Annotated in this window: 25 protein-coding genes and 1 tRNA gene; 11 read left to right on the plus strand and 15 right to left on the minus strand. The window is 62.3% G+C overall.

Annotated features, from left to right (window positions below; all coding sequences use genetic code 11):
* Positions 1-56 precede the first annotated feature (56 nt).
* The 4 genes from secA to J2X09_RS11070 all read left to right on the plus strand — a co-directional run bounded on the left by secA (position 57) and on the right by J2X09_RS11070 (position 5,464).
* On the plus strand, positions 57-2,816 hold the full coding sequence (secA, locus tag J2X09_RS11055; RefSeq protein ID WP_204733476.1) for a preprotein translocase subunit SecA: 2,760 nt from the start codon (positions 57-59) through the stop codon (positions 2,814-2,816).
* A 76-nt stretch (positions 2,817-2,892) separates the two neighbouring features.
* The gene (argJ, locus tag J2X09_RS11060; protein ID WP_204733477.1) at positions 2,893-4,140 is read left to right on the plus strand and encodes a bifunctional glutamate N-acetyltransferase/amino-acid acetyltransferase ArgJ; all 1,248 of its coding nucleotides are present in this window, start codon (positions 2,893-2,895) and stop codon (positions 4,138-4,140) included.
* Positions 4,137-5,015, plus strand: a complete 879-nt coding sequence (locus J2X09_RS11065; RefSeq protein WP_204733478.1) for an ATP-binding protein — start codon at positions 4,137-4,139, stop codon at positions 5,013-5,015. Before argJ ends, J2X09_RS11065 begins: the two co-directional genes overlap by 4 nt.
* Positions 5,012-5,464 (plus strand): NUDIX domain-containing protein, encoded by a 453-nt coding sequence (locus J2X09_RS11070; protein ID WP_204733479.1) that lies wholly within the window; start codon positions 5,012-5,014, stop codon positions 5,462-5,464. Before J2X09_RS11065 ends, J2X09_RS11070 begins: the two co-directional genes overlap by 4 nt.
* Before the next feature lie 42 nt (positions 5,465-5,506).
* Here J2X09_RS11070 and J2X09_RS11075 read toward each other — a convergent pair whose 3' ends face one another.
* The 8 genes from J2X09_RS11075 to J2X09_RS11110 all read right to left on the minus strand — a co-directional run bounded on the left by J2X09_RS11075 (position 5,507) and on the right by J2X09_RS11110 (position 12,174).
* A complete protein-coding gene (locus J2X09_RS11075; protein ID WP_204733480.1) occupies positions 5,507-5,710 on the minus strand; it encodes a DNA gyrase inhibitor YacG in 204 nt (67 codons plus the stop codon).
* An 8-nt stretch (positions 5,711-5,718) separates the two neighbouring features.
* On the minus strand, positions 5,719-6,474 hold the full coding sequence (gene zapD, locus J2X09_RS11080; RefSeq protein ID WP_204733481.1) for a cell division protein ZapD: 756 nt from the start codon (positions 6,472-6,474) through the stop codon (positions 5,719-5,721).
* Between the two features lie 42 nt (positions 6,475-6,516).
* The gene (gene coaE, locus J2X09_RS11085) at positions 6,517-7,116 is read right to left on the minus strand and encodes a dephospho-CoA kinase (protein ID WP_204733482.1); all 600 of its coding nucleotides are present in this window, start codon (positions 7,114-7,116) and stop codon (positions 6,517-6,519) included.
* On the minus strand, positions 7,113-7,976 hold the full coding sequence (locus J2X09_RS11090) for a prepilin peptidase (protein ID WP_204733483.1): 864 nt from the start codon (positions 7,974-7,976) through the stop codon (positions 7,113-7,115). The genes coaE and J2X09_RS11090 overlap by 4 nt, the downstream gene beginning before the upstream one ends.
* A complete protein-coding gene (locus J2X09_RS11095) occupies positions 7,976-9,193 on the minus strand; it encodes a type II secretion system F family protein (protein WP_204733484.1) in 1,218 nt (405 codons plus the stop codon). Before J2X09_RS11095 ends, J2X09_RS11090 begins: the two co-directional genes overlap by 1 nt.
* Before the next feature lie 32 nt (positions 9,194-9,225).
* The gene (gene pilB / locus J2X09_RS11100) at positions 9,226-10,956 is read right to left on the minus strand and encodes a type IV-A pilus assembly ATPase PilB (protein ID WP_204733485.1); all 1,731 of its coding nucleotides are present in this window, start codon (positions 10,954-10,956) and stop codon (positions 9,226-9,228) included.
* Positions 10,957-11,116: 160 nt separating this feature from the next.
* Positions 11,117-11,193: transfer RNA gene (locus J2X09_RS11105), tRNA-Pro, on the minus strand.
* 51 nt (positions 11,194-11,244) lie between these two features.
* Positions 11,245-12,174 (minus strand): polyprenyl synthetase family protein, encoded by a 930-nt coding sequence (locus J2X09_RS11110; RefSeq protein ID WP_204733486.1) that lies wholly within the window; start codon positions 12,172-12,174, stop codon positions 11,245-11,247.
* 235 nt (positions 12,175-12,409) lie between these two features.
* Here J2X09_RS11110 and rplU point away from each other — a divergent pair, with 235 nt between their 5' ends.
* From rplU to proB, 4 genes are all read left to right on the plus strand, one after another.
* The gene (gene rplU, locus J2X09_RS11115; RefSeq protein WP_204733617.1) at positions 12,410-12,721 is read left to right on the plus strand and encodes a 50S ribosomal protein L21; all 312 of its coding nucleotides are present in this window, start codon (positions 12,410-12,412) and stop codon (positions 12,719-12,721) included.
* A gap of 13 nt (positions 12,722-12,734) precedes the next feature.
* A complete protein-coding gene (gene rpmA / locus J2X09_RS11120) occupies positions 12,735-12,992 on the plus strand; it encodes a 50S ribosomal protein L27 (RefSeq protein ID WP_204733487.1) in 258 nt (85 codons plus the stop codon).
* A gap of 141 nt (positions 12,993-13,133) precedes the next feature.
* Positions 13,134-14,198 (plus strand): Obg family GTPase CgtA, encoded by a 1,065-nt coding sequence (cgtA, locus tag J2X09_RS11125; RefSeq protein ID WP_204733488.1) that lies wholly within the window; start codon positions 13,134-13,136, stop codon positions 14,196-14,198.
* 10 nt (positions 14,199-14,208) lie between these two features.
* On the plus strand, positions 14,209-15,390 hold the full coding sequence (gene proB / locus J2X09_RS11130) for a glutamate 5-kinase (protein ID WP_204733489.1): 1,182 nt from the start codon (positions 14,209-14,211) through the stop codon (positions 15,388-15,390).
* 20 nt (positions 15,391-15,410) lie between these two features.
* Here the strand turns inward: proB and J2X09_RS11135 are convergent, their stop codons facing one another.
* The gene (locus J2X09_RS11135) at positions 15,411-15,944 is read right to left on the minus strand and encodes a CNP1-like family protein (protein ID WP_204733490.1); all 534 of its coding nucleotides are present in this window, start codon (positions 15,942-15,944) and stop codon (positions 15,411-15,413) included.
* The gene (locus tag J2X09_RS11140; RefSeq protein WP_204733491.1) at positions 15,941-16,576 is read right to left on the minus strand and encodes an RNA pyrophosphohydrolase; all 636 of its coding nucleotides are present in this window, start codon (positions 16,574-16,576) and stop codon (positions 15,941-15,943) included. Before J2X09_RS11140 ends, J2X09_RS11135 begins: the two co-directional genes overlap by 4 nt.
* Before the next feature lie 170 nt (positions 16,577-16,746).
* Here J2X09_RS11140 and J2X09_RS11145 point away from each other — a divergent pair, with 170 nt between their 5' ends.
* The gene (locus tag J2X09_RS11145; RefSeq protein WP_204733492.1) at positions 16,747-18,492 is read left to right on the plus strand and encodes a proline--tRNA ligase; all 1,746 of its coding nucleotides are present in this window, start codon (positions 16,747-16,749) and stop codon (positions 18,490-18,492) included.
* Positions 18,489-19,118, plus strand: coding sequence for a lytic transglycosylase domain-containing protein (locus tag J2X09_RS11150; protein ID WP_204733493.1), 630 nt, complete (start codon positions 18,489-18,491; stop codon positions 19,116-19,118). Before J2X09_RS11145 ends, J2X09_RS11150 begins: the two co-directional genes overlap by 4 nt.
* Positions 19,119-19,135: 17 nt before the next feature.
* Here the strand turns inward: J2X09_RS11150 and J2X09_RS11155 are convergent, their stop codons facing one another.
* From J2X09_RS11155 to hemA, 5 genes are all read right to left on the minus strand, one after another.
* Entirely contained in the window at positions 19,136-20,140 is a 1,005-nt protein-coding gene (locus J2X09_RS11155) for an AAA family ATPase (protein WP_204733494.1), read from the minus strand.
* Between the two features lie 177 nt (positions 20,141-20,317).
* Positions 20,318-20,641 (minus strand): Grx4 family monothiol glutaredoxin, encoded by a 324-nt coding sequence (grxD, locus tag J2X09_RS11160; RefSeq protein ID WP_204733495.1) that lies wholly within the window; start codon positions 20,639-20,641, stop codon positions 20,318-20,320.
* A 53-nt stretch (positions 20,642-20,694) separates the two neighbouring features.
* On the minus strand, positions 20,695-21,540 hold the full coding sequence (gene prmC, locus J2X09_RS11165) for a peptide chain release factor N(5)-glutamine methyltransferase (protein WP_204733496.1): 846 nt from the start codon (positions 21,538-21,540) through the stop codon (positions 20,695-20,697).
* Positions 21,537-22,625 (minus strand): peptide chain release factor 1, encoded by a 1,089-nt coding sequence (gene prfA, locus J2X09_RS11170; RefSeq protein WP_204733497.1) that lies wholly within the window; start codon positions 22,623-22,625, stop codon positions 21,537-21,539. The genes prmC and prfA overlap by 4 nt, the downstream gene beginning before the upstream one ends.
* A gap of 65 nt (positions 22,626-22,690) precedes the next feature.
* A complete protein-coding gene (gene hemA / locus J2X09_RS11175; RefSeq protein ID WP_204733498.1) occupies positions 22,691-23,983 on the minus strand; it encodes a glutamyl-tRNA reductase in 1,293 nt (430 codons plus the stop codon).
* 48 nt (positions 23,984-24,031) lie between these two features.
* Here hemA and J2X09_RS11180 point away from each other — a divergent pair, with 48 nt between their 5' ends.
* Positions 24,032-24,301: a hypothetical protein gene (locus tag J2X09_RS11180; protein WP_204733499.1), complete on the plus strand. Its 270-nt coding sequence runs from the start codon at positions 24,032-24,034 to the stop codon at positions 24,299-24,301.
* The last annotated feature ends 6 nt before the right edge of the window (positions 24,302-24,307 follow it).

Raw genomic sequence — 24,307 nt, forward strand, 5'->3', positions numbered from 1 at the left:
CCTTTCTCCAATTGCCTGTCCGGAATCCGCAGGATGTCCGGCGCAGGCCTGCACGTATGGCCACAAACTTCCTCACCAAAATCTTTGGTAGCCGCAACGACCGTCTTCTGAAGACCTATCGCAAGACGGTGGAGCGCATCAATGGATTGGAGTCGAAGTTCGAGCAACTGAGTGACGACGAGCTGAAGGCGCAGACCGAGGCATTCAAGCAACGCCTTGCGCAAGGTGAGACCCTGGAGGCTGTGCTGCCGGAGGCTTTTGCCGTCGTCCGTGAAGCCAGCAAGCGCGTCATGAAGATGCGCCACTTTGATGTGCAGTTGGTCGGCGGTCTGGCGCTTCACCATGGCAAGGTCGCCGAAATGCGGACCGGTGAAGGCAAGACGCTGACCGCAACGCTTCCCGTGTACCTGAACGCCCTGAGCGGCAAAGGCGTTCACGTCGTGACAGTGAACGACTATCTGGCAAGCCGCGATGCCCAGTGGATGGGCCGTCTCTACAACTTCCTGGGACTGACGGTGGGCATCAACCTGCCCATGGCGCCTCGAGAGGAGAAGCAGGCTGCCTACCGTGCCGACATCACCTATGGCACCAACAACGAATACGGCTTCGACTACCTCCGCGACAACATGGTCTACGAGGCTGGTGACCGCGTCCAGCGCGGTCTGAACTACGCCATCGTCGACGAGGTGGACTCGATCCTCATCGACGAAGCCCGCACGCCGCTGATCATCAGTGGCCAGGCGGAAGACCAGACACAGGTCTACATGGCGATCAAGCAGTTGGTGCCCCATCTGGTGCGCCAGGAAGGCGAAGCGGATCCGCGGACGGGCGAGGGCGTCACGAAGCCAGGCGATTTCACGGTGGATGAGAAAGCACACTCCATCCACATGACCGAACAGGGCCATGAAAACGCCGAGCGACTACTGAGCCAGGCTGGCTTGCTGTCCGAAGGGGCGTCTCTGTACGACCCAGCCAATATCGCCCTGCTGCACCACCTGGTGACCTCGCTGAAGGCGCACCACCTTTACCACCGCGACCAGCACTACGTGAACCAGAACGGTGAGATCGTGATCGTCGACGAATTCACCGGCCGCCTGATGTCCGGCCGCCGCTGGAGCGATGGCCTGCATCAGGCCGTGGAGGCCAAGGAGGGTGTGGCGATTCAACCGGAAAACCAGACGCTGGCGTCCATCACTTTCCAGAACTATTTCCGCCTGTACAGCAAGCTTTCGGGCATGACGGGTACCGCGGACACGGAGGCGTACGAATTCCAGGAAATCTATGGCCTGGAGACGGTGGTGATTCCTCCGAACCGGCCCAGCAAGCGCACCGACCAGCTCGACCGCGTCTACAAGACGACGAAGGAAAAATACGTCGCGGCGATCCAGGACATCCGCGAATGCCATGAGCGTGGCCAGCCGGTGCTGGTCGGTACGTCCTCGATCGAGAACTCGGAAATCATCGCAGGCCTGCTGCAGGCGGAGAACTTGCCGCACGAAGTGCTTAACGCCAAGCAGCATGCGCGCGAAGCCGACATCATCATCCAGGCAGGACGCCCTGGCGCCATCACCATCGCCACGAACATGGCGGGTCGCGGTACCGACATCGTGCTGGGGGGGAACCTCGAGAAGATGGTGGATGCTGTGGAAGGCGATGAAACGCTGGACGCCATCACCAAGGCTTCCCGCATCGAGACGATCCGCCAGCAATGGCAACAAGACCATGAGAAGGTGAAGTCGCTGGGCGGCTTGCGCATCATCGCGACCGAGCGCCACGAGTCGCGACGCATCGACAACCAGTTGCGTGGCCGCTCTGGTCGCCAGGGTGATCCGGGCTCCTCGCGTTTCTACCTGAGTCTGGACGATTCGCTGATGCGTATTTTCGCAGGAGACCGCGTGCGCGCGATCATGGATCGCCTGAAGATGCCGGAAGGCGAAGCCATCGAAGCCGGCATCGTCACGCGCAGCATCGAGAGTGCCCAGCGGAAGGTGGAAGCGCGGAACTTCGATATCCGCAAGCAGTTGCTGGAGTATGACGACGTCTCCAACGACCAGCGCAAGGTGATCTACCAGCAGCGCAACGACATTCTGGATGCGGGTTCGCTGCGTGCTCAGATTGACGCGCTGCGTGAGGGCTGCTTCACCGACCTCGTGCACCAATACGTGCCAGAAGGCAGCGTGGAGGAGCAATGGGACTTGCCGAAGCTCGAGCGCGTGTTGCGCGAAGAGTGGGCTGTGGACGTGCCCGTGAACCAATGGGTTTCGGACGCCGAGGCCATCGATGTCGAAGAAATCGTCGAGCGGGTGCTGGCGCAGGCCAAGACGGTGTTCGATGGCAAGGTGGCTCTCGTGGGTGAGGAGAACTTCACCCAGTTTGAACGTGTGGTGCTTCTACAGACCATCGATGGCCAATGGCGTGAGCACCTTGCCGCGCTGGACTATCTGCGCCAGGGCATTCACCTCCGGGGTTACGCGCAGAAACAGCCCAAGCAGGAGTACAAGCGTGAAGCCTTCATGCTGTTCGGGCAGTTGCTCGACAGTGTCAAGAACGACGTCACGCGAGTGCTCATGAATGTTCGGGTGCAGTCTGCAGAGCAGGTGGCCGCCGCAACCGAGCAGCTCGAAGAGCGCGCCGAACAGATTGCGAACGTCACCTATACCGCGCCCACCGAAACCGGTGAGACTGAGACCATCGCAGACGCCGCCATTGCGGCGGCGGCGCGACCTGCGGGCGAGGTGCCGCGCGTGGGTCGCAACGAAGCTTGCCCTTGTGGCAGCGGCAAGAAATACAAGCATTGCCACGGCAAGCTGGACTGACCGTTGCGTCGGGGCCGGCATCGCAGAATGCCCGTCTTCGCGTGACTGTCGCATCACGTACATCCACGGAGCGCACATGCCTGTTCAACTCAATGCCCCCTTGGTCGCTGATCTGCAGCCCGTTGCGGGCGTGCGCATCGGGGTGGCGCAAGCGGGTATCCGCAAGGCCAACCGCAAGGACCTGACCGTGTTTCTGCTCGATGAAGGCTGTGTCGTCGGCGCGGTGTTCACGCAGAACCGCTATGCCGCCGCACCGGTTCAGGTGTGTCGCGAGCATCTGGCATCGGGGCAGGCCATCCGGGCGCTGGTGATCAACACCGGCAATGCGAACGCTGGCACCGGTGACCCGGGGCTGGGGAATGCCCGTCAGACGTGCACGGCCCTTGCACGGTCGCTGGGCCTGCACCATGAACAGGTGCTGCCTTTCTCCACGGGTGTGATCATGGAACCGCTACCGTTGGACCGCCTGCTGGCAGGCTTGCCGCAGGCGCTCGCCGACGCGGCACAGCCGCAGGCGGACGATGGTGCCCAATGGCTGTCAGCGGCACAGGGCATCATGACCACGGACACCCTGCCCAAGGCGGTCAGCCAGCGTTTCGAGATCGATGGGCGCTCCGTCACCGCCACGGGCATTGCCAAGGGTGCCGGGATGATCCGGCCCAACATGGCCACCATGTTGGGGTTCCTGGCCACCGACGCCAGTGTGGCGCCCGCTCTCATGAACGATCTTGCCCGCCGCCTGGCCGATGCCTCGTTCAATCGTGTCACGGTGGATGGCGATACCAGCACCAATGACTCTTTCGTGGTGATCGCCACCGGTCGGGCGGGCAATGCCACCGTCACCGATCTCGATAGTGCGGCGGGGCGCGCCCTGGTGGCGGCGCTCACGCCGGTTGCCCGGCAACTGGCCCATGCCATCGTGCGCGATGGCGAAGGTGCGACCAAGTTCATCACCGTGCAGGTGGAAGGAGGGCGCAGTGCCTCCGAGTGCTTGCTGGCGGCTTATGCCGTGGCCCATTCGCCGCTGGTGAAAACGGCTTTCTTTGCAAGCGACCCCAATCTCGGCCGCATCCTGGCGGCCGTGGGTTACGCAGGCATTCACGATCTGGATGTGGGTGGCATCGACCTTCATCTTGGCGATGTGCATGTGGTCAAAGCCGGTGGACGCCATCCTGACTACAAGGAAGAGGATGGCCAGCGTGTGATGAAGCAGACCGAGATTCTGGTGCGCATTGGATTGGGCAGGGGCACTGCGACAGAGACCGTGTGGACCTGTGATTTCAGCCACGAGTACGTGACCATCAACGCAGATTACCGCTCATGAACGAGCACTTCGAACGCCTGTTGCAACGCGCGGAACAACTCATCGACCGCATCGAGGCCGTGCTGCCGCAGCCACTGTCGGCGCCAGATTGGACTCTGGCTGTGGCGTGGCGCTATCGCAAGCGCAGCAGTGGGCACGGTGTTCTGGAACCCGTGCGGCAGGTTGGTGCCATGCGTCTGAATGATCTGCAGGAGATCGATGGTCAGAAGCAGAAGATTCAGCGCAACACCTTCCAGTTCGTACAAGGCTTGCCTGCCAATAACGTGTTGTTGACTGGCGCACGTGGCACCGGCAAGTCTTCGCTGGTGCGGGCCTGCCTCAACGAATACGCGCCGCAGGGTTTGCGCCTGATCGAGGTGGATAAATCCGACCTGGTGGATCTGCCCGACATCGTCGAGGTGGTGGCCGATCGACCCGAGCGTTTCATCGTGTTCTGCGATGACCTCAGCTTCGAAGACGGAGAACCCGGTTACAAGGCGCTCAAGTCCATTCTGGATGGTTCGGTCTCTGCGGCCAGCCCGAATGTGCTGATCTACGCGACCAGCAACCGGCGTCACCTGTTGCCGGAGTACATGAAGGAAAACCTGACCTATACGCACACCGCTGACGGAGAGGTGCATCCGGGCGAGGTGGTGGAGGAGAAAATCTCGCTCTCCGAGCGTTTCGGCCTCTGGGTGAGTTTCTACCCCTTCAGTCAGGACGAATACATCACCATCGTGGGGCAATGGCTATCCGCTCTGGGTGTGCCCGCGTCGGACATCGAGGCCGCACGGCCTCAGGCCCTGGTCTGGGCACTGGAGCGCGGCTCCCGCAGTGGCCGGGTGGCTTACCAGTTCGCGCGTGACTACGCTGGCACGCACGCGTCTCAGGCATGAACGCTCAGGTGCTGGTGGTCGACGCCGATCCAGGCGACCCGCGACCCGCTGACCGACCCATCGTGGATGTGGCGGTCGGCGTACTCATCGCCCCGGACGGTGCTTTTCTCTTGACGACGCGTCCGCCGGGCAAGGTGTACGCGGGCTACTGGGAATTTCCGGGCGGCAAACTCGAAGCAGGGGAAACCGTCGAACAGGCGTTGCGGCGGGAGTTGCAGGAAGAGATCGGGCTGACGATCGGCGCGGTGCACATCTGGAAAGTGTCCTTGGTGGACTATCCACATGGGCTCGTGCGTCTCCACTTCTGCAAGGTGCGTGACTGGACGGGCGATCTGCAGATGCACGAAGGGCAACAGTTCGGCTGGCAGCATTTGCCGGTGTCGTGCACCCCCGTACTCGCGGGTACGATTCCCGTGTTGGAGTGGCTGGCGGCTGAACAGGCGAATTGAACGGCTTTCTGGCGCCCGCATGCTGGCCCGAGGGCGGACGCCTCAGCTCTGCTCGAAGCCGGGGTCGTTGTGGCCTTCCTTCTCGGGAAGGCTGAATTCTTCATTGGCCCAGGCGCCCAGATCCATGTGCTTGCAGCGCTCGCTGCAGAACGGCCGATAGGCGTTGCTGGGTGCGTAAATACTGGGCCCGCTGCAGTTGGGGCAGCGGACGGTGCGGATGGGGGTGCCGCCGGCAGTGTCGCCCACGTCAGATCTCAGGCGCACAACGTCAATTCGAAGGCCGCATCTTCCTGGGCAGGATGCAGGCGGTCGTCTTCGCCATGGCGCATCAGTCGAACCGACAGCATCAGGCGGTTTCCACTGATTTCCGGGATGAGCCCGGTCGAGGGATCGATGCGCAGGCGCAGAAGCTGGAAAGTGCGACCTTGTGGCAGATTCAGCTGGAACTGGCCGCCTGGCGCCACCACTTTCTGGGCCGACCCTGACTCGCGCAGCATCTTGAGCAACTGCACGATGGACTCGGCCAACGGGGCGAGTGGCACCGACCAATGGTGGAGATCGGCCCTGCGCTCCTCTGGCGTGCGGTGTTGCCAGTGGTAGTAAGCAGGAAGGTCAAATTCGCAAGTGCCACCCGGGATGCCAATGCGGCTGCGAATGCTCATGAGCCAGTCGTTCTCGGTCAACGCCTGGCCGGTCTTGCCAGTCATCTCGTTGAGCTGAGTGAAACAGTCATCCAGCTTCTGGATCACCTCTTCGAGCGCCTGTTCGGCAATCATGGGGTTGCCGCGGAAGCCGATCAGTTGCTGCTTGTGTCGGTCGAGATCCTTGAGCACGTCCGACTTCATGTCGGCGCGCGCAGCGACGTCCATGATCTCGAAGATCGTCTGGATCGCGTAGTGGTGATCCAGGGGATGGCTACGGGGCACCAGTTCGACCATTCGACGGAACAGTTGTTCAAGCCGCAGGTAGGTGCGAATGCGTTCGTTGAAGGGGTAGTCGTACAGGATCACGGCGGCGGGCGGTCGCAGGGCGGGGCGGCGGGTGGGGGTTCATCATAGCCCGAACCGCATGGCCAGTGCCTTCGCCGCTCGCTCCAGCAGGGCAATGTCATCGGTGTCGTTGAACACCACGATGTCAGCGGCAGCCAGACGCCATGCACGTGGGCTCTGGTTGCGCATCACGGCTTCCGTGGTGGCGGCATCCCATCCGCTGCGCGCATTCACCCGGCGGATCTGCGTGGCGGGCGAACAGTCGATGACCAGAACGCGGTCCAGCTGCGGCCTCCAGTGTGGCGATTCCACCAGCAGAGGCACGTCGAACACGATGCATGGCGATATGGATGCCTCGGTCTGCTGCCGTATTTCATCACCCACAAGAGGGTGAATGATGCGTTCGAGCGTGTGACGGGCATCTGGATTCGCGAACACGTGGTCCCGCATGCGTTGTCGGTCAAGCGCACCGTCTGCCGCCAGAAACGCCCGACCGAAGGTTTTCTCGATCGCCGGCATCGCCTTGCCGCCGGCCTCCGTGGTGCGACGAGAGATGGCATCGGCATCTATCACATCAGCTCCCTCGGCCTGCAGCAGCCGAGCCATCGTGCTTTTGCCGCTGCCGATGCCGCCAGTGAGCCCGAGGCGCGCAGGGGACTTCACAGGCCAATCGCGGCCAGGATGGCCGAAGGTCCGAACACCATGGCGGTCAAACCCGCCAGCGCCAGGAATGGGCCGAAAGGCACATAGCCTCCTTCACGCAGATTGCCTTTGAGCTTGATCACGATGCCGATGACCGCACCGATCACCGAGGCCATCAGGATCACGGGGACCAAGGCCTGCCAGCCAAACCAGGCTCCCAATGCGGCGAAGAGCTTGAAATCGCCATAGCCCATGCCTTCCTTGCCCGTGATCAGCTTGAATGCCCAGTACACCAACCACAAGGACAGATAGCCGCCCACAGCACCCCAGAGAGCGTCAGGCAGTGCGGTGCCCGTCAGGCGCAGGCCCGCGGCGCACAGACCCGCCCACAGCAAGGGGAGGGTGATGTCGTCGGGCAGCAGGGTGGTGTCCCAGTCAATACAGGCCAGCGCCAGCAATGCAGCCGAGAAACCACTCCATGCCAGCGCTTCCCCGCCCAGGCCCCAGTGCCACCCGCACCAGGCGAACAAGACCGCTGTCGTGAACTCCACTGCAGGGTAGCGCGCGCTGATCGGCGTGGCGCATTGACTGCACTTGCCCCGCAGCGCCAGGTAGCTGAGCACAGGGATGTTTTCGTGCCAGCGAATCTGATGGCCACAGTGCGGGCAGCGTGATCGTGGCACCATCAGATTGAAGGGAGCGGCCTCAGGTGCTGCCGTTGCTGAGGCGGTTTCCTCCGACTGAAGCTCCGCGCATTCTGCCGCCCAGCGCAGTTCCATCATCCTGGGCAGGCGGTGGATCACCACATTGAGAAAACTGCCCACCAGCAAACCCAGCACGCCCAGCAACGTCGCTGCTGGCGTGCCTGCTGTTTCGAGCATCAAACCACCTGGCCCAGCTTGAAGATGGGCAGATACATCGATACCACGATGCCTCCGATCACGGTGCCCAGCACGACGATGATGATGGGCTCCATCAGGCTGGAGATGCCTGCCACCATGTCATCCACTTCCGCTTCATAGAAGTCAGCAGCCTTGCCCAGCATGTGGTCGATCGAACCCGACTCTTCACCGATGGCGCACATCTGGAGCACCATCGAAGGGAAGATGTTGGCATTGGTCATGGCTGCCGTCAGACTGGTGCCGGTCGAAACCTCCTGCTGGATCTTCTCGGTTGCGATGGCGTACACGGAATTGCCTGCGGCGCCGCCGACCGAATCCAGCGCCTCCACAAGAGGCACACCAGCGGCGAACATGGTGGACAGCGTCCGGGTCCAGCGAGCGATCACCGATTTTTCGATCAGGGGTCCAAAGATCGGCAGCTTGAGCAACAGGCGATCCATGAAGCGTTGTACCTTCTCGTTGCGCCGCCAGGCCTGCATGAAGAAGTAGAAGCCACCTCCAATGACACCGAAGATGAGCCACCAATACTCGGTGAAAAACTCGCTCATGGAGATGACGAACAGGGTCGGGGCGGGAAGGTCGGCACCGAAGGAGGAGAACACCTGCTTGAACGAGGGGATGACGAAGATCATGATGATGGTCACCACCACGAACGCCACGACGATCACCGCAATGGGATACATCAGCGCCGACTTGATCTTGGACTTCAGCGCCTCGGTTTTTTCCATGTAAGTTGCCAGACGGTCCAGCAATTCTTCCAGGATACCGGCGGCCTCACCCGCCTCCACGAGGTTGCAGTACAGACTGTCGAAATAGAGCGGGTGCTTGCGGAACGCCGAACTCAGCGAAGTACCGGTTTCCACATCGGTCCGGATGTCGTTGAGCAGCTTGGTCACGCTCGGGTTCGCATTGCCCCGGCCGACGATGTCGAACGCCTGAAGCAAGGGCACACCAGCTTTCATCATGGTGGCCAGCTGACGGGTGAAGATCGCAATGTCCTTGGGTTTGATGCGCTTGCCCGAACTCATGCGGCGCTTCTTGACCTTGCCTGGCACGATGCCCTGCCGCCGCAGTGCGGCCAATACCTGGTTCTCCCCCGCAGCGCGTGTTTCCCCACGGACGGTCTTGCCGCTGCGGTCCTTGCCCTCCCACTCGAAGACGGCGTCCTTGACGGTTTTGGATAGTGCGGTTGCCATGGTGTCCTCTGAGCCTCGTGTCTATAGCTGCATCATTCGTTGGTCACGCTGAGCACTTCTTCCAGTGACGTCAGCCCCAGCTTGACCTTGAGCAGACCGGATTCGCGCAACGTGCGAACCCCCTCCTTGCTTGCCTGCTGCGCGATGTCCAGCGCACTGCCTCCACGCAGGATGATGCGCTGGATCTCTTCCGAGATAGGCATCACCTGGTAGATGCCGACGCGGCCCTTGTATCCGTTGTTGCATGCCGAGCAGCCCACGGGCTTGTAGGGTGTCCATGTGCCATCGAGCTCCTCGGGCTTGAAGCCTGCATCCACCAGCGCCTTCCGAGGCGCATCCATGGGTGCCTTGCAAATGGGGCAGAGGCGGCGTGCCAGCCGCTGCGCGGTGATCAGGATCACGCTGGAGGCGATGTTGAACGTGGGAATGCCCATGTTCATCATCCGCGTCAGCGTGGTTGGCGCATCGTTGGTGTGCAGCGTGGACAGCACCATGTGGCCGGTTTGGGCTGCCTTGATCGAGATATCGGCTGTTTCCAGGTCACGGATTTCACCCACCATGATCACGTCAGGATCCTGACGAAGGAAGGCCTTGAGGGCTGCGGCGAAAGTGAGGCCGGCCTTTTCATTGACGTTGACCTGATTGACGCCCGGCAGGTTGATTTCCGACGGATCTTCCGCGGTGGAAATGTTGATGCCTGGCTTGTTCAGGATGTTCAGGCAGGTATACAGGGACACGGTCTTGCCGGAGCCGGTCGGTCCGGTGACCAGCACCATGCCGTAGGGGCGACTGATCGCATTGAGCAGTCGCTCTTTCTCTTCCGGTTCGTAACCCAGGGCATCAATACCCACCTTCGCGCTACTCGGATCGAGAATACGGATCACGATCTTTTCGCCAAACAGGGTGGGCAGCGTGCTGACACGGAAGTCAATGACGCGGTCAGGACCGATCTTGAGCTTCATGCGACCATCCTGCGGCACACGCTTCTCGGAGATATCCATGCGGGAGATCACCTTGATCCGGGAAGCCAGTTTGTCCTTGATGGCAACCGGGGGCGAAGCAATCTCGCGCAATTCGCCGTCCACGCGAAAACGGACGCGGTAGTTGTGCTCGTAGGGTTCGAAGTGCAGGTCCGACGCCCGCATATTGAACGCGTCGATCAGCATCTTGTGAAGGAACTTCACCACCGGCGCATCGTCGACTTCCGAGGCCTTGTCGGCGACGTCCACATTGGCGTCGGTTGCAGCCTCGTCGAACTCGAATTCGCCACCGATGATGTTGTCCATCGTATCGTTGACACTGGTGGTCTGCGTTTCCACCAGTTTGCTGAGCTTGTCGTACTCGGCGATGACCCAGTCCACCCCCATCTGGGTCGCGAACTTGATCTTCTCCGCCGCCTGTTGATCGGCAGGATCGGCGGTTGCAACCATCAGGCGGTTGTTGCGCTTGCTCAGGACAACGATGCGGTAGTCGGAGCAAATCTTGGCGTCAAGCAGCCCGGCGGGAAGGCGTTGTACGTCGATCGCGTCGAGGTCGAGCAAGGGTGCTGCGAACGCCACCGACATGGTGTGCGCCAGATCCGAGGCGGAAACGGCCCCCGAGCCGGTCAGCTCGGCAATGAAACTGGTGCGCCCACTCTGGGCTTTGCGGTAAAGGTCCTCAGCCGCCTTCTGGCCGAGCTTTCCTGCGGATACCAAGGCGCGGCCCAAGCCCGGCAGGGCCATGGACGGGGTCTCCTGAGGGACGGTTTCGACGGACGCCATAGTCTTGTAATCTATCGCAAATCAAGGACTTGCCCGTCATTATTGAGGCAACCGGTGCTGGAATTGCCTAATGCCCTGCCTTCGCCGTTGTATCGGCGACGCGAAACCTGTCCGACCGGTCGTTGAAGCGGGCTGAACGGTCAATCTACAAAAAAGGAAATGGTCGGGGTGAGAGGATTCGAACCTCCGGCCTCTACGTCCCGAACGTAGCGCTCTACCAGGCTAAGCTACACCCCGATGGACCGATTGCGGTCGATCGCCTGAGGGCCGTTGGCCTTCAGTGGCCGCTCAAGATCGACGCTCGAGCAGGCCAGCCGCCAATTGTAGCAAAGCCGCACTATAGGCATTCGCTGGCAGTTGCTTCGCGGCATCGATGGCGCGCTTGGCTTCTTCATGGGCGCTGACCCGTGCCGCATCCAGCGCGCCGGTCTGGACAATGATGTCCCGAATGGCATCGAGGTGTGTCACGTCGCCTTCCTCGATGGCTTGGCGCACCAGTGTTTTCTGAGCATCCGAGCCGGCGCGCAGAGCGCAGATGATGGGCAGGGTGACCTTGCCTTCGCGCAGGTCGTCCCCCAGATTCTTGCCCAGCTCGTCTGTACTGCCTTCGTAGTCAAGGACGTCGTCGATCACTTGAAACGCGGTGCCCAGCGCTTGGCCGTATTGCGCGCACAGTGCCTCGGTATGGGCATCGGCGCCGGCAAGTATCGGGGCCAACCGCGCGCTTGCCTCGAACAATTTGGCGGTCTTCGAGCGAATGACGCGCAGATACGCCGCTTCGTCGATAGTGGCGTCATGCATGTTCATGAGCTGCAGCACTTCGCCTTCTGCAATCACGTTTGTGGCGTCAGAAAGCACTTGCATCACGCGCATGTCGTTGATGTCCACCATCATCTGGAAGGCGCGCGAGTAAAGAAAGTCGCCCACCAGCACGCTGGCGGCGTTGCCAAACCGTTCATTGGCGGTTTCGCGTCCGCGGCGCAGTGTGGATTCGTCCACCACATCGTCGTGCAGCAATGTGGCGGTGTGGATGAATTCGACGACTGCAGCCAGGGTATGGCGCTGCGGGTTCTGGTTGTTGATGGCGCCGCTGACCAGGAGCAGGAGTGCCGGCCTCAACCGCTTGCCGCCAGCCGAAATGATGTACTGGGCCACCTCCCGCACCAGCGGAACTTCGGTGGTCAAGCGTTCGCTGATGACGTGGTCGACCTGAAGCATGTCAGGCCGAATCAGGTCCAGGGGGTTGGCGGGCGGGGTCGATGTGGTCAAAGTCGTCAGCGGTGGCAGGTGATGTCGGCGGTCGCGATTATAGGAATGGCAAGTGTTCGCTCAGGCTTGGTTTCTCCGGTCAGGCAGCATCAACTTGCCTGTTGGAGAGGCACATGCTAAAATCATTGGCTCGGTGGAATTTCGTCTGCCGGCTTCCACTTGTGGAATTTTTAAAGAGGTTCATATGTACGCGGTCATAAAAACCGGTGGCAAACAGTATCGTGTTGCTGCTGGCGAAAAAATTAAAGTAGAACAGATTGCTGCGGATGTGGGCCAAGAGATCGTGTTTGACCAGGTTCTGGCTGTCGGCAACGGCACCGAGATCAAGGTTGGCACTCCCTTGGTTTCCGGCGCAACGGTCACGGTCAAGGTGTTGGCCCACGGCAGGCACGACAAGGTCAGTATCTTCAAGATGCGCCGTCGCAAGCACTACCAGAAGCGTCAAGGTCACCGTCAGAATTTCACCGAACTGCAGATTTCGTCGATCGCAGCCTGAGGAGTAAGTCAACATGGCACAGAAAAAAGGCGGCGGCTCAACGCGAAACGGGCGCGATTCCAAGCCCAAGATGCTCGGTGTGAAGGCGTTTGGTGGTGAGCTGGTCAGCGCTGGTTCGATCATCGTGCGTCAGCGCGGCACCAAGTTCCACCCGGGCACCAACGTGGGTGTGGGCAAGGACCACACCATTTTTGCAACGGTCGATGGTCACGTGAGCTTCGCCACCAAGGGTGCGCTGAATCGTCAAGTGGTCAACATCACGCCCGTTTGATAGGGTGGCGTCGGCGCTGCATGATTGAGAGATCGGTGCGGTGCGACAGGCGCATCTGATGCATCTTCAGCAAAAGGCCCGCCCGTGCGGGCTTTTTTGTTTGGTCTTTGGCATACGGTTGAAACCTCCGGAAAGCATGTCATGAAGTTTGTGGACGAAGCCACGATCGATGTCGCCGCGGGCGATGGCGGCAATGGCTGCGCATCTTTCCGGCATGAAAAGTACAAGGAATTCGGCGGGCCTGATGGTGGCGACGGTGGACGTGGCGGTCACGTGTTTGCAGTCGCCGATGCCAGTCTGAACACCTTGGTGGATTTCCGGTTCACCCGTCGATTCGAGGCGCATCGTGGCGAGCATGGCAAAGGCTCGGACATGTTCGGCGTCAAAGGTGATGACATCGTGCTCAAGATGCCCGTGGGCACCATTATCTCGGATGCCGAGACGGGTGAAGTGTTGCATGAACTGCTGCAACCCGGCGAGCAGGTGACGATCGCCAAGGGCGGCGATGGCGGTTTTGGCAACATGCACTACAAGAGTTCGACCAACCGTGCGCCCCGTCAGAAGACACCAGGCTGGCCGGGCGAGAAGCGCAGTCTCAAGCTTGAGCTCAAGGTGCTGGCTGACGTGGGTCTGTTGGGGATGCCCAATGCGGGCAAGTCCACGCTGATAGCTGCCATCTCCAATGCCCGGCCCAAGATCGCCGACTACCCCTTCACCACGCTTCACCCGAACCTGGGCGTGGTCCGTGTGGGTCCGGAGAAAAGCTTCGTGGTGGCCGACGTGCCTGGTCTCATCGAAGGCGCCTCGGAGGGGGCAGGTCTGGGCCACCAGTTTCTGCGGCACCTGCAGCGCACACGTCTGTTGCTGCACATGCTGGACGTGGCGCCGTTTGACGAAGGGGTCGACCCTGTTGCGCAGGCGAAGGCCATCGTGGCAGAGCTGAAGAAATTCGATCAGAAGCTTCACGAGAAGCCGCGTTGGCTCGTGCTCAACAAGCTCGACATGGTGCCAGCCGAAGAGCGCGAGGCACGCGTCAAGGACATCGTCAAGCGCCTGAAATACAAGGGCCCGGTCTTCGAGATCTCAGCTCTGACGCGTGAGGGCTGCGAGTTGCTGGTGCAGAAGGTGTACCAGCACATTGCGCAGGTGCACCAGTCGCAGCAGGCGCCTGTGGAAGTCGATCCACGCTTTACCCAAACCCCCTGATGTACATCCCATGCACGCCGCTTCTCCAGCCCTTCCTGCCGATACCGTGAACGAGCAGGGCCTGGTCCCATCTGTCGTGTTCAAGACGGCGCGGCGCATCGTGATCAAGGTGGGTTCCAGCCTCGTGACCAATGAGGGGCGAGGCCTGGATGAAGAGGCCATTGGCCAATGGAGCCAGCAGCTTGCGGCTTTGGTGCGGCAGGGGCGCGAAGTCATCATGGTCAGCAGCGGAGCTGTGGCCGAGGGCATGAAGCGGCTGGGTTGGGCGGTACGGCCCAAGGAGATCAACGAACTTCAGGCGGCGGCGGCGGTGGGGCAGATGGGTTTGGTCCAGATGTACGAGACCAAGCTGCGCGGTTGTGGCGTGGGCAGCGCCCAGGTGCTGCTGACACACGCAGATCTGGCCGACCGCGAGCGATACCTCAATGCCCGCTCCACGTTGGTGACGTTGTTGCAGCTGGGCGTGGTGCCTGTGATCAATGAGAACGACACGGTTGTCAACGACGAAATCAAGTTTGGTGACAACGACACCCTGGGCGCGCTGGTGGCCAACCTGGTGGAGGCTGACGTGCTCGTCATTCTTACCGACCAGAAGGGGCTGTATACCGCCGACCCCCGGCGCGATCCGGCTGCGCAGTTCGTGCACGTGGCCCGTGCGGGAGATCCGCGCCTGGAGGCCATGGCTGGCGGTGCAGGCAGTGGCATTGGCAAGGGCGGGATGATCACCAAGATTCTGGCCGCCAAGCGGGCCGCAGGTTCGGGTGCCTCCACGGTGATCGCATGGGGGCGTGAAGCTGACGTGCTGCTGCGGCTGGCCGATGGTGAGGCCATTGGTACCTGCCTCATGGCACAGACGCCCAAGCATCAGGCGCGCAAGCGCTGGATTTCGGACCACCTCCAGTTGCGAGGTGCGGTCGTGGTGGACGACGGCGCCGTGGGCAAGATCGTCGGAGAGGGCAAGAGCCTGTTGCCGATCGGCATGACAAACGTCGATGGCGAGTTCTCTCGTGGCGACGTGATCGCGGTCCGCGATGCACGCGGTGTGGAGGTGGCGCGTGGCCTGGCGAACTATGCCAGCAGCGAAGCACGGCTCATCTGCCGCAAGTCATCCCAGGATTTCGAGCGCCTGCTGGGCTACGTGGCCGAGCCTGAAATGATCCATCGCGACAATCTGGTGCTGGCGCGCGGCTGATCGCAGCCTGTTCACCCGAGTCAACGAACGTCGGGGCGGCCGTACTTGATGGTGTGCAGGATCTTCTGCGGATTCCCGTTGATGGTTCGGCCGTCGCAGACACCCGCGCGGGCCAGCATCATCGCGGGCCTCGTGGAGCCGGAGAACGACAAAGGCTGCCATTCTTCCTTGCTGTTGGTGTTCCAGCTCGACGCGTTGTTGTTCCAGCGCCCGTATGTCTTGACTTCGGCGGTCGCGCAGCGCACCCCCTGGAACAGCACATTGAGTGCGCCGCTGGAGCTGCGGGCGACCATCACGTAGCGAACCACGCCATCCTCGCCGACAGCCAGTGTCTTGGGGTCGATGCCATAGCTCAGTTCCGCACGCTGGGATACCTCGAACGGTTGCAGCGCGTCGGTACTGAAGTTCACTGGAGGGGTGACGGCCGACTCTTGCCAGGGCTCAGCGTCAGGGTCTTTCAACTGTGCCTGCACGGCCGCGCTCAGGCACAGGAGCGAAATCATCGTCGCGGCGACAACCGTGCGTCGCGGCAGACAGCGATAGGACAGGTTCATTTGTGTTCGATGTGCGCAGAGCGGATGCCGCTCTGCGGGTCGGGGTCAAAGCTGGCGCCCGGGGGCAATTCCAGTCCGGCGGGCACCACCGATGGCGGTTCCGGATTCTCTTCATGGCGGTGGCGCGTGTTGCCACGCAGATACCGATTCCGCGTGTCGGTCTTGGGCAGGTAGCGCGAGAGCTCGGTGAGCGCCATTTCGTAGACGCCTCGCTTGAACTCCACGACCACATCCAGCGGAACCCAGTAGTCGTGCCAACGCCATGCGTCGAACTCGGGATGGCTCGTGGCGCGCAGATTCAGATTCCAATCCTGTGCCATAAGGCGCAGCAGGTACCAGATCTGTTTTTGTCCCTTGTAGTGGCCGCGGGCATCGCGGCGTATGAAGCGGTCAGGCACTTCGTAGCGCAACCAGTCTCGCGTGCGGGCCACGATGCTCACGTGTTCAGGCATGAGGCCAACTTCCTCATACAACTCGCGGTACATCGCCTGCTCAGGTGTCTCGCCTCTGTCGATGCCACCTTGCGGAAACTGCCAGGAGTGGGAGCGAATGCGTTTGCCCCAGAACACCTGGTTTCGCTGGTTGAGCAGAATGATGCCGACATTGGGCCTGAAGCCTTCTCTGTCAAGCATAATCAACCCCAAATTTTTAAACTGTGTTCATTATGCATCGCAGCGTGCCAGTTGCGAAGTGATCACACACCTGTCGCCTCTCCGGGCGCGGGGGCAAGTCTGAGCAAGGCTTGCCGCTTCGGAACCTTCCCTGACCTCCAACACCGCCTCCAGGCAGCACCAGTTCGCTCATGAAAGCCTCCCAGTTCCTGATTTCCACCCTCAAGGAAGCACCGGCCGACGCGGAAGTTGTCAGCCACCAGCTGATGACCCGCGCAGGCATGGTCAAGAAGCTCGGCGCGGGCATCTACAGTTACATGCCCATGGGGCTGCGCGTGATCCACAAGGTGGAAGCCATCGTGCGCGAGGAAATGAACCGGGCGGGCTCAGTGGAACTGACGATGCCGGTGATTCAGCCCGCGGAGTTCTGGCAGGAAACAGGCCGTTTCGAAAAGATGGGGGCCGAGTTGCTGCGCATCAAGGACCGTCATGACCGCGACTTCGTGGTCCAGCCGACCAGCGAGGAAGTGGTCACTGACATCGCTCGGCAGGACTTCCGCAGCTACAAGCAGTTGCCCAAGAACCTGTACCAGATCCAGACTAAATTCCGGGACGAGCGACGCCCCCGGTTCGGCCTCATGCGTGGGCGTGAATTCATCATGAAGGACGCCTACAGCTTTGACCGTGACGAGGCTGCCGCCAAGACGAGCTACCAGGTCATGGCGGAGGCTTACCGGCGCATCTTTGACCGTTTTGGACTGCGCTACCGCGCGGTGGCGGCCGACAGCGGTGCCATTGGTGGAGACCTGAGCGAGGAATTTCAAGTGATCGCCGCCACGGGTGAGGATGCGATCGTTTATTGCCCTGAAAGTGATTACGCCGCCAACATGGAGAAGGCCGAGGCGCTGGCACCTGCTGGCCCGCGTCCGGGGGCGACCAATCCGATGGTCAAGACGCCCACGCCAGGCAAGAGCACCTGCGCCGATGTGGCAGCCCTGCTGGGTGTGCCGTTGGCAACGACGGTGAAATCCCTGGTGCTGGCCACCGATGAGTTCAACGAGGCCGGTGAAATCGTCAAGAGCCAGGTCTGGTTGCTGCTGTTGCGGGGTGATCACGACATGAACGAGGTCAAGGTGGCCAAGGTTCCCGGGCTCAATGCGGGTTTCCGCTTTGCGACGGGTGCTGAGATCGATGCCCACTTCGGCTGTAAGCCGGGGTACCTGGGGCCGATTGGGCTGAAGAAGCCGTTGAACCTGGTGGTGGACCGCGACGTGGCCGTGATGGCCGACTGGATCTGCGGTGCCAATGAAGCGGACTTCCACATGACTGGGGTGAACTGGGGGCGCGACCTGCCGGAGCCGGCGCTGGTTGCCGATCTGCGCAACGTGGTCGAGGGCGATGCGTCGCCCGACGGCAAAGGCCGGCTGGCGATCGAACGTGGCATCGAGGTCGGCCATGTGTTCTATCTGGGCACGAAGTACAGCAAGGCGATGAATGCCACCTTCCTCGGTGAAGATGGCAAGCCCGCCCACTTCGAAATGGGCTGCTATGGCATCGGCATCACGCGGCTGCCCGCAGCGGCCATCGAACAGAACCACGATGAGCGCGGCATCATCTGGCCGGACGCACTGGCTCCTTTCACTGTGGTGGTCTGCCCTATCGGCATGGACCGCAGCCCTGAGGTGAAGGCGGCAGCCGAACGGCTGTACAGTGAGCTGCTCGCCGCAGGCCTGGATGTGATTCTGGACGACCGTGGCGAGCGGCCCGGTGCCATGTTCGCGGATTGGGAGCTCATTGGCGTGCCCCATCGCGTCACCATCGGTGACCGCGGCCTCGCGGCGGGACAGGTGGAGTACCAGCACCGCCGTCACACTGCTGCCACCCAGGTCGCCGTGGGTGAGGTGGTTGCGCTCTTGAAAGGCAAGCTGAAGACATGAGTTCGCCGGCCTGGTCGCGCCGCGACTGCCTGCTGGCCGCAGGCTCGCTGGGCCTGGGCATGCTGCCGAGAATGGTGCAAGCCGGGGGGCAGCTGGAGGAGCCGCTGGCAGACTCAGTGCGCAGCGCCTTGAGCGCGGCGATTGCCAACAGCGCGCCTCCGGTGCCCGAGTTCACCGAGCTCGAAAAGCGGCTGGCGTACCTGCGCTGGCTGGGCGCCTCAAGCGACCGGCTTCAGCGGCGCAAGCCGGACTTCCAGACGCGCATCGAATTCCTCCAGACAATCTGGTACGAAACGCGGCGCGCTGGTCTGGACACCACACTGGTGCTGGGCTTGGTTCAGGTCGAAAGCGCGTTTCGCAAGTTCGCGATATCGCGCGTGGGTGCGCGTGGTTACATGCAGATCATGCCGTTCTGGTCACGCCTGATCGGCGACGGCGATGCCAGCCGGTTGTTCAACATGCAGACCAACCTGCGCTTTGGGTGCGTGATCCTGCGCCACTACCTTGACCGCGAACGCGGTGACACTTTCATGGCCCTGGGCCGTTACAACGGCAGCCGTGGCCGGGCCGAATACCCGAACGCGGTGTACGCGGCCGCCAAGAACTGGGCACATCCCGACGCTTGACGGTGTGTCTTCTGCGGCTACTGCAGGAAACCGATCCGCCCCTTGTTTGCGCCGTTGCGCGGAAGATCGTCGGGCTCGATGCGGTAGCGGTTGTCCAACCGTGCATTGCCGAACGCAGTCACCAAGGCCCTGCGCATCTCTCGCGGTGCCAGTGTGGCCAGCTGATCCAGGACATCGCCGGTCGGCTCCGGATCGAAGCGTTGACCCCAGTCGTGTTCGCCGAGGATGCTGCGGTAGAGGTGGGCCGCGATCTTGCGCGCCGCCTCGGGCGAAGGGGGCGCAATTTCGTACACGTTCATGCGGTTCCTGATGGGGTCAGGGATGCCGCGCTCGTCGTTGGCGGTAGTGACCCAGATCACTTGACTGGCGTCGATCGGCACCTCCGCGAACTCGTCGATGAAGCTCTGCGCTGTGTCGTGCTCCAGCAGGCTGTAGAGCGCGCCCAGCGGGTCGTACTGGGCATCCGCGCTGGCCTTGTCGATTTCGTCCACCACGATCACCGGGTTGGCATACTGACCGTCCACCAGAGCCTCGAACACCTTGCCTGGCTTGGCGCCTTTCCATTGAGAGGACGAGCCGGAGAGGAGCCAGCCGGCGGTCATGGAACTCATGGGCACCAGGTTCATGCTGGTGCCCAGCAGCTCCGCGAGCTGCCGCGCGAAATGGGTTTTGCCAACGCCGGGCGGGCCAAGCAACAGGATGGGTGTGACCTCGAGGCTGTCGCGGCTGTCCTGGCTCAGGGCGACGTGGCGCTTCACGTCGTCGAGCACTTCACCAAAATTGGGCAGCAGGTCGTAGAGCGGCGCCATGTCCGGCACACCCGACGGCTTGACCGCAAAACGCTGCGGGCCGCGTTCCAGCATGCGTTGCCAGGTGTTGCGAAGGCTTTCGTAGTCGCGCTCGTTGCCGCTGGCCTGCAGATTGGCGAGCTTGCGTTCGACGTCGTCGGCGTTGAACACGCTGCGCATCTGTGCGATGGGCAGGCCGAGGGAGGGTGAAGCGACCAGGCTGCGGGAGCTCATGCGATTCTCCTAGTGGGTTCAGCGACGATTTCATTCAAGCACAAGACGTGCCTGGCCTCAATGGTGAGGAATCAAAAAACCAACTTCAGGCACAGAGATGAACCGTGGGTGTGTGATAACACGCACGCCAGAAACGACAAAACCACCCGAAGGTGGTTCTGCAAGGAGCGTTGGCGTTCAAGCTTCGCCGTTGATGACCTGCTGCAGTTCGCCGGACTGGTACATCTCCATCATGATGTCCGAGCCGCCGATGAATTCGCCTTTGACGTACAGCTGTGGGATGGTTGGCCAGTTGCTGTACTCCTTGATGCCCTGGCGGATACCGTCATCCTCGAGCACGTTGACCGTGGTCAGCGTCTTCGTCTCGACACCGCAGGCCTTGAGAATCTGGATGGCGCGGCCGGAGAAGCCGCACATGGGAAAACTCGCGCTGCCTTTCATGAACAGCACGATGTCGTGGGATTTGACCAGCTGGTCGATTCGGGTTTGTGCATCGCTCATGGTGGGGATTCCTTCTGCGGAAGAGGCCTCAAGGGGGCTGGGAACGCCTTGCATTATCGCTGTTGCGGCCATCGGCCGCCGCTGCATCGCTCGATGCCCGCGAGATCGGTGCGGCTGTCCGTCTGCTCGAAACCGGTCGCCTTGAACAGGGCGCGGACAGCATCCGCCTGGTCGTGGCCGTGCTCCAGCAGCAGCCAACCGCCAGGATGAAGGTGGGCCGGCGCGCTGACGATCAGCTGCCGGATGTCATCCAGGCCGTCGGGGCCTGACGTGAGGGCTGTTTCTGGTTCGTGGTGGAGCGTGTCCAGATGGGGGTCTCCCTCGGCGATGTAGGGCGGGTTGCTGACGATGAGGTTGAAGCGTTGAGCCTCCACGGCCGCCAGCCAGCGGCCTGCATGAAAATCCACCTTCAGTGCCAGCGCGCCGGCGTTGGCGCGAGCGACCTCAAGAGCCGCGTGGCTGGCGTCGGTGGCCGTGACCCGGGCGGCGGGGCGTCGAGCCTTGATGGCCAGCGCGATGGCCCCGCTGCCGGTGCCCAGGTCGAGCACCTCGGGGGCTTCTGATCCGGCGCCGGCATCCAGCACGTCCAGCGCCCAGTTCACGAGGGTCTCGGTGTCAGGGCGAGGCACCAGCACGCGCGAATCCACCTGCAGCGTGAGCCCGAAGAACTCCTGGTTGCCGCGCAGATAGGCCATGGGTTCACCGTGCTGACGGCGTTGCAGCAGGACCTGCAGGCGCGTGCTGGCTTCGATGCTCAACATGTCGCCATCGTGGGCCATCAACCAGGCGCGGTCATGCGGGTTTTTTCCCAGGGCAAGCAACAGCAGCATCTGGGCATCGATACGGCTCAGGTCGCTGCGATGCAGCTCGGCAAGTGCCTCGCGCAGGGTGACTTTCATGCGCCGTTGCTTTGCTCAAGTTCGGCCAGCAACTCGGTGCCGCGTGCCACCTGCAGGGCATGGATCACCTCGTCCAGATCGCCTTCCATGACCAGCAGCACCTTGTACAGCGTGAGGTTGATGCGGTGGTCGGTGATGCGGCCCTGCGGAAAGTTATAGGTGCGGATGCGGTCGCTGCGATCGCCGCTGCCCACCAGGCCCTTGCGGGTGGCTGCCTCGGTCGCTGCGCGTTCGCTGCGCTCCTTCTCCTGCAAGCGTGCGGTCAGCACCTGCAACGCCTTGGCTTTGTTGCTGTGCTGCGAGCGGCCATCCTGGCATTCGGCGGTAATGCCCGTGGGCAGGTGGGTCACCCGCACGGCGGAGTCGGTTTTGTTGATGTGCTGTCCACCCGCGCCACTGGCACGGAAGGTGTCGATGCGCAATTCGCTCGGATTGAGTTGCACGGCCTGGGTTTCGTCCGGTTCCGGCATGACCGCGACGGTGGCTGCGCTGGTGTGGATGCGTCCCTGGGTTTCCGTGGCCGGCACCCGCTGCACGCGGTGGCCACCGGATTCGAAACGCAACCGGCCGTAGGCGCCGTGTCCAGCCACACGCAGCACCACTTCCTTGTAGCCGCCCAGCTCGCTGGGCGATTCGCTCACGATTTCCACCTGCCAGCGCTGTTTTTCTGCATAGCGTGTGTACATCCTGGCCAGGTCGCCGGCGAACAGGGCCGATTCATCGCCACCGGTGCCTGCACGGATTTCGACGAAGGCGTTGCGTTCGTCGTCCGGGTCTTTGGGCAGCAGGAGCTGCTGCAATTCCGTGTCCAGCTGCGAGATGTCGGCCTCGGCGCCCTGGATTTCCTCCTGCGCCATTTCCGCCATGTCGGCGTCCCCCAACATATCCTGTGCCGCTGCCAGATCGGCTTCCCGCTGGAGGTAGCGGTTGAACACCTCGACCACGGCAGAGGCCTCCGCATGTTCGCGGCTCAAGGCGCGGAAACGGTCCATCTGGTCGACGACATCGGGCGCCGACAGCAAGGCGTCCAGCTCATGCAGTCGGGCTCGCTGGCGCAGCAGGGTATCGCGGACAAAGGGTTTCATGGTGGGATAGGAACAGCGTGCCGGCGCAGGCAGGCGCCTGCAATGACAGGGCAGACCGAGCGGAGCTAGGTGCGGCGCGAGGATTTGGGCGGCTCGTCGCGCAGGAACAACCGGGAAACGGTCTGCGCCGTCACGGCACGGGTGGCAAGGTCGCCGGTGTGCAACTCGGCCAGCGTGCCGTGGAGCATTTTCTGCGTGAGGCCCCGCGAAAGGGCTTCCAGCACGGCCTCGATAGGCTCACCCTTGGCCAGCAGACGGCGCGCGCGCGCCATTTCGGTGGTGCGCCACTCATCCGCCTGGGCGTTGATCTGCTGGATCAGCGGCACCACGCCATGGGCGGGATCGCGCTGTTCCATCCAGTGCATGAAGCTCAGCACGCCCGCATCGATGATGGCTTCGGCCTGGGCCACTGCCGCCTGGCGATGGTCCTTGCCCGTCTGCACCACCGTGGCCAGATCGTCCACGGTGTAGAGATACACGTCGGGCAGTGCCTTCACCTCGGCCTCGATGTCTCGCGGCACCGCGAGGTCGACCATGAACATGGGGCGATGGCGGCGCTTCTTGAGCGCCCGTTCCACGGCCCCCAGGCCGATGATGGGCAGCGTGCTGGCCGTGCAGCTGATGACAGCGTCGAATTCGTGCAGGCGGTCTGGCACATCCGCCAGCCGCATCACCTGTGCACCGAAGCGGCTGGCGAGTTTCTCGCCGCGTTCCAGGGTGCGGTTGGCAATGGCCATGCCTTTCGGGGTCTTGGCCGCGAAATGCGTGGCGGCGAGTTCGATCATCTCGCCCGCACCGACGAACAGCACCTTGATGTCGCGGAGATCCTCGAACAGTTGGGATGCCAGTCGCACCGCCGCGGCAGTCATGCTGATGGAATGGGCGCCGATTTCGGTGGAACTGCGGACTTCCTTGGCCACAGCAAACGAGCGCTGGAACAACTGGTGCAGCGTGGTGCCCAGGGCGCCAGCGTCACTGGCGGCGCGCACCGCGTCTTTCATCTGGCCCAGGATCTGGGCTTCGCCGAGCACCATGCTGTCCAGGCCGCTGGCCACGCGGAACGCATGGCGTGCGGCCTGATCGTCCCGCAGAACGTAGGCATGATCGCGCAGCACATCGCCGCTCACGCCGCCGGTCTGGGCCAGCCAGTCGAGTGTGGGGTCGACAGCCGACTGGTCGCCCGCGCCGTAGAGCTCGGTGCGGTTGCAGGTGGAGAGCAGGGTGGCCTCGGGTTGGCGCGCCAGACTCTGGCGGTACCCGTGCAGGGTGGGCTGGATCTGGTCGAGCGCGAACGCAAAACGGCCCCGCAAATCGAGCGGAGCCGTGTTGTGGTTGATGCCGAGCGCCCAGACAGACATGGGGTGATTATAAAATTGAACCCTTATGCACGCCGCAGCCCGTTCCCAATGACGCCATTGGCCTTCCTCGGGCACCTCGCCGGCTTCATCGCACCCGCCGTTTTTCTGGCCCTCATCCTGTGGGTGGTGCCACGGTTTCGCCGTGCCGGTCGCACCGCCCGAGGCGCCGGCCTGGAGGCCTTCATGCTGATCGTGGCTGGCGTGGTGGTTCTGCTCGCCGGGTTGGTGTTCTTTGGCCGTGACGGCAAGATGGCCACCTATGCGGCCCTGGTGGTCGTGCAGGGCTCCCTGGCCTGGTGGCTGCACCGCAAGCGCTGAGCGCCC

It is taken from the genome of Hydrogenophaga laconesensis, assembly GCF_031457235.1.
GTDB classification, from domain to species: Bacteria; Pseudomonadota; Gammaproteobacteria; order Burkholderiales; family Burkholderiaceae_C; genus Hydrogenophaga; species Hydrogenophaga laconesensis.

What these genes read in the sequence shown, in the direction of transcription:
- secA (WP_204733476.1), top strand. Translation starts at nt 57, where the DNA reads ATGGCCACAAACTTCCTCACCAAAATCTTTGGTAGCCGCAACGACCGT.
- argJ (WP_204733477.1), top strand. Translation starts at nt 2,893, where the DNA reads ATGCCTGTTCAACTCAATGCCCCCTTGGTCGCTGATCTGCAGCCCGTT.
- J2X09_RS11065 (WP_204733478.1), top strand. Translation starts at nt 4,137, where the DNA reads ATGAACGAGCACTTCGAACGCCTGTTGCAACGCGCGGAACAACTCATC.
- J2X09_RS11070 (WP_204733479.1), top strand. Translation starts at nt 5,012, where the DNA reads ATGAACGCTCAGGTGCTGGTGGTCGACGCCGATCCAGGCGACCCGCGA.
- J2X09_RS11090 (WP_204733483.1), bottom strand. Translation starts at nt 7,976, where the DNA reads ATGCTCGAAACAGCAGGCACGCCAGCAGCGACGTTGCTGGGCGTGCTG.
- J2X09_RS11095 (WP_204733484.1), bottom strand. Translation starts at nt 9,193, where the DNA reads ATGGCAACCGCACTATCCAAAACCGTCAAGGACGCCGTCTTCGAGTGG.
- pilB (WP_204733485.1), bottom strand. Translation starts at nt 10,956, where the DNA reads ATGGCGTCCGTCGAAACCGTCCCTCAGGAGACCCCGTCCATGGCCCTG.
- J2X09_RS11110 (WP_204733486.1), bottom strand. Translation starts at nt 12,174, where the DNA reads ATGCTTCAGGTCGACCACGTCATCAGCGAACGCTTGACCACCGAAGTT.
- rplU (WP_204733617.1), top strand. Translation starts at nt 12,410, where the DNA reads ATGTACGCGGTCATAAAAACCGGTGGCAAACAGTATCGTGTTGCTGCT.
- rpmA (WP_204733487.1), top strand. Translation starts at nt 12,735, where the DNA reads ATGGCACAGAAAAAAGGCGGCGGCTCAACGCGAAACGGGCGCGATTCC.
- cgtA (WP_204733488.1), top strand. Translation starts at nt 13,134, where the DNA reads ATGAAGTTTGTGGACGAAGCCACGATCGATGTCGCCGCGGGCGATGGC.
- proB (WP_204733489.1), top strand. Translation starts at nt 14,209, where the DNA reads ATGCACGCCGCTTCTCCAGCCCTTCCTGCCGATACCGTGAACGAGCAG.
- J2X09_RS11135 (WP_204733490.1), bottom strand. Translation starts at nt 15,944, where the DNA reads ATGAACCTGTCCTATCGCTGTCTGCCGCGACGCACGGTTGTCGCCGCG.
- J2X09_RS11140 (WP_204733491.1), bottom strand. Translation starts at nt 16,576, where the DNA reads ATGCTTGACAGAGAAGGCTTCAGGCCCAATGTCGGCATCATTCTGCTC.
- J2X09_RS11145 (WP_204733492.1), top strand. Translation starts at nt 16,747, where the DNA reads ATGAAAGCCTCCCAGTTCCTGATTTCCACCCTCAAGGAAGCACCGGCC.
- J2X09_RS11150 (WP_204733493.1), top strand. Translation starts at nt 18,489, where the DNA reads ATGAGTTCGCCGGCCTGGTCGCGCCGCGACTGCCTGCTGGCCGCAGGC.
- J2X09_RS11155 (WP_204733494.1), bottom strand. Translation starts at nt 20,140, where the DNA reads ATGAGCTCCCGCAGCCTGGTCGCTTCACCCTCCCTCGGCCTGCCCATC.
- grxD (WP_204733495.1), bottom strand. Translation starts at nt 20,641, where the DNA reads ATGAGCGATGCACAAACCCGAATCGACCAGCTGGTCAAATCCCACGAC.
- prmC (WP_204733496.1), bottom strand. Translation starts at nt 21,540, where the DNA reads ATGAAAGTCACCCTGCGCGAGGCACTTGCCGAGCTGCATCGCAGCGAC.
- prfA (WP_204733497.1), bottom strand. Translation starts at nt 22,625, where the DNA reads ATGAAACCCTTTGTCCGCGATACCCTGCTGCGCCAGCGAGCCCGACTG.
- hemA (WP_204733498.1), bottom strand. Translation starts at nt 23,983, where the DNA reads ATGTCTGTCTGGGCGCTCGGCATCAACCACAACACGGCTCCGCTCGAT.
- J2X09_RS11180 (WP_204733499.1), top strand. Translation starts at nt 24,032, where the DNA reads ATGACGCCATTGGCCTTCCTCGGGCACCTCGCCGGCTTCATCGCACCC.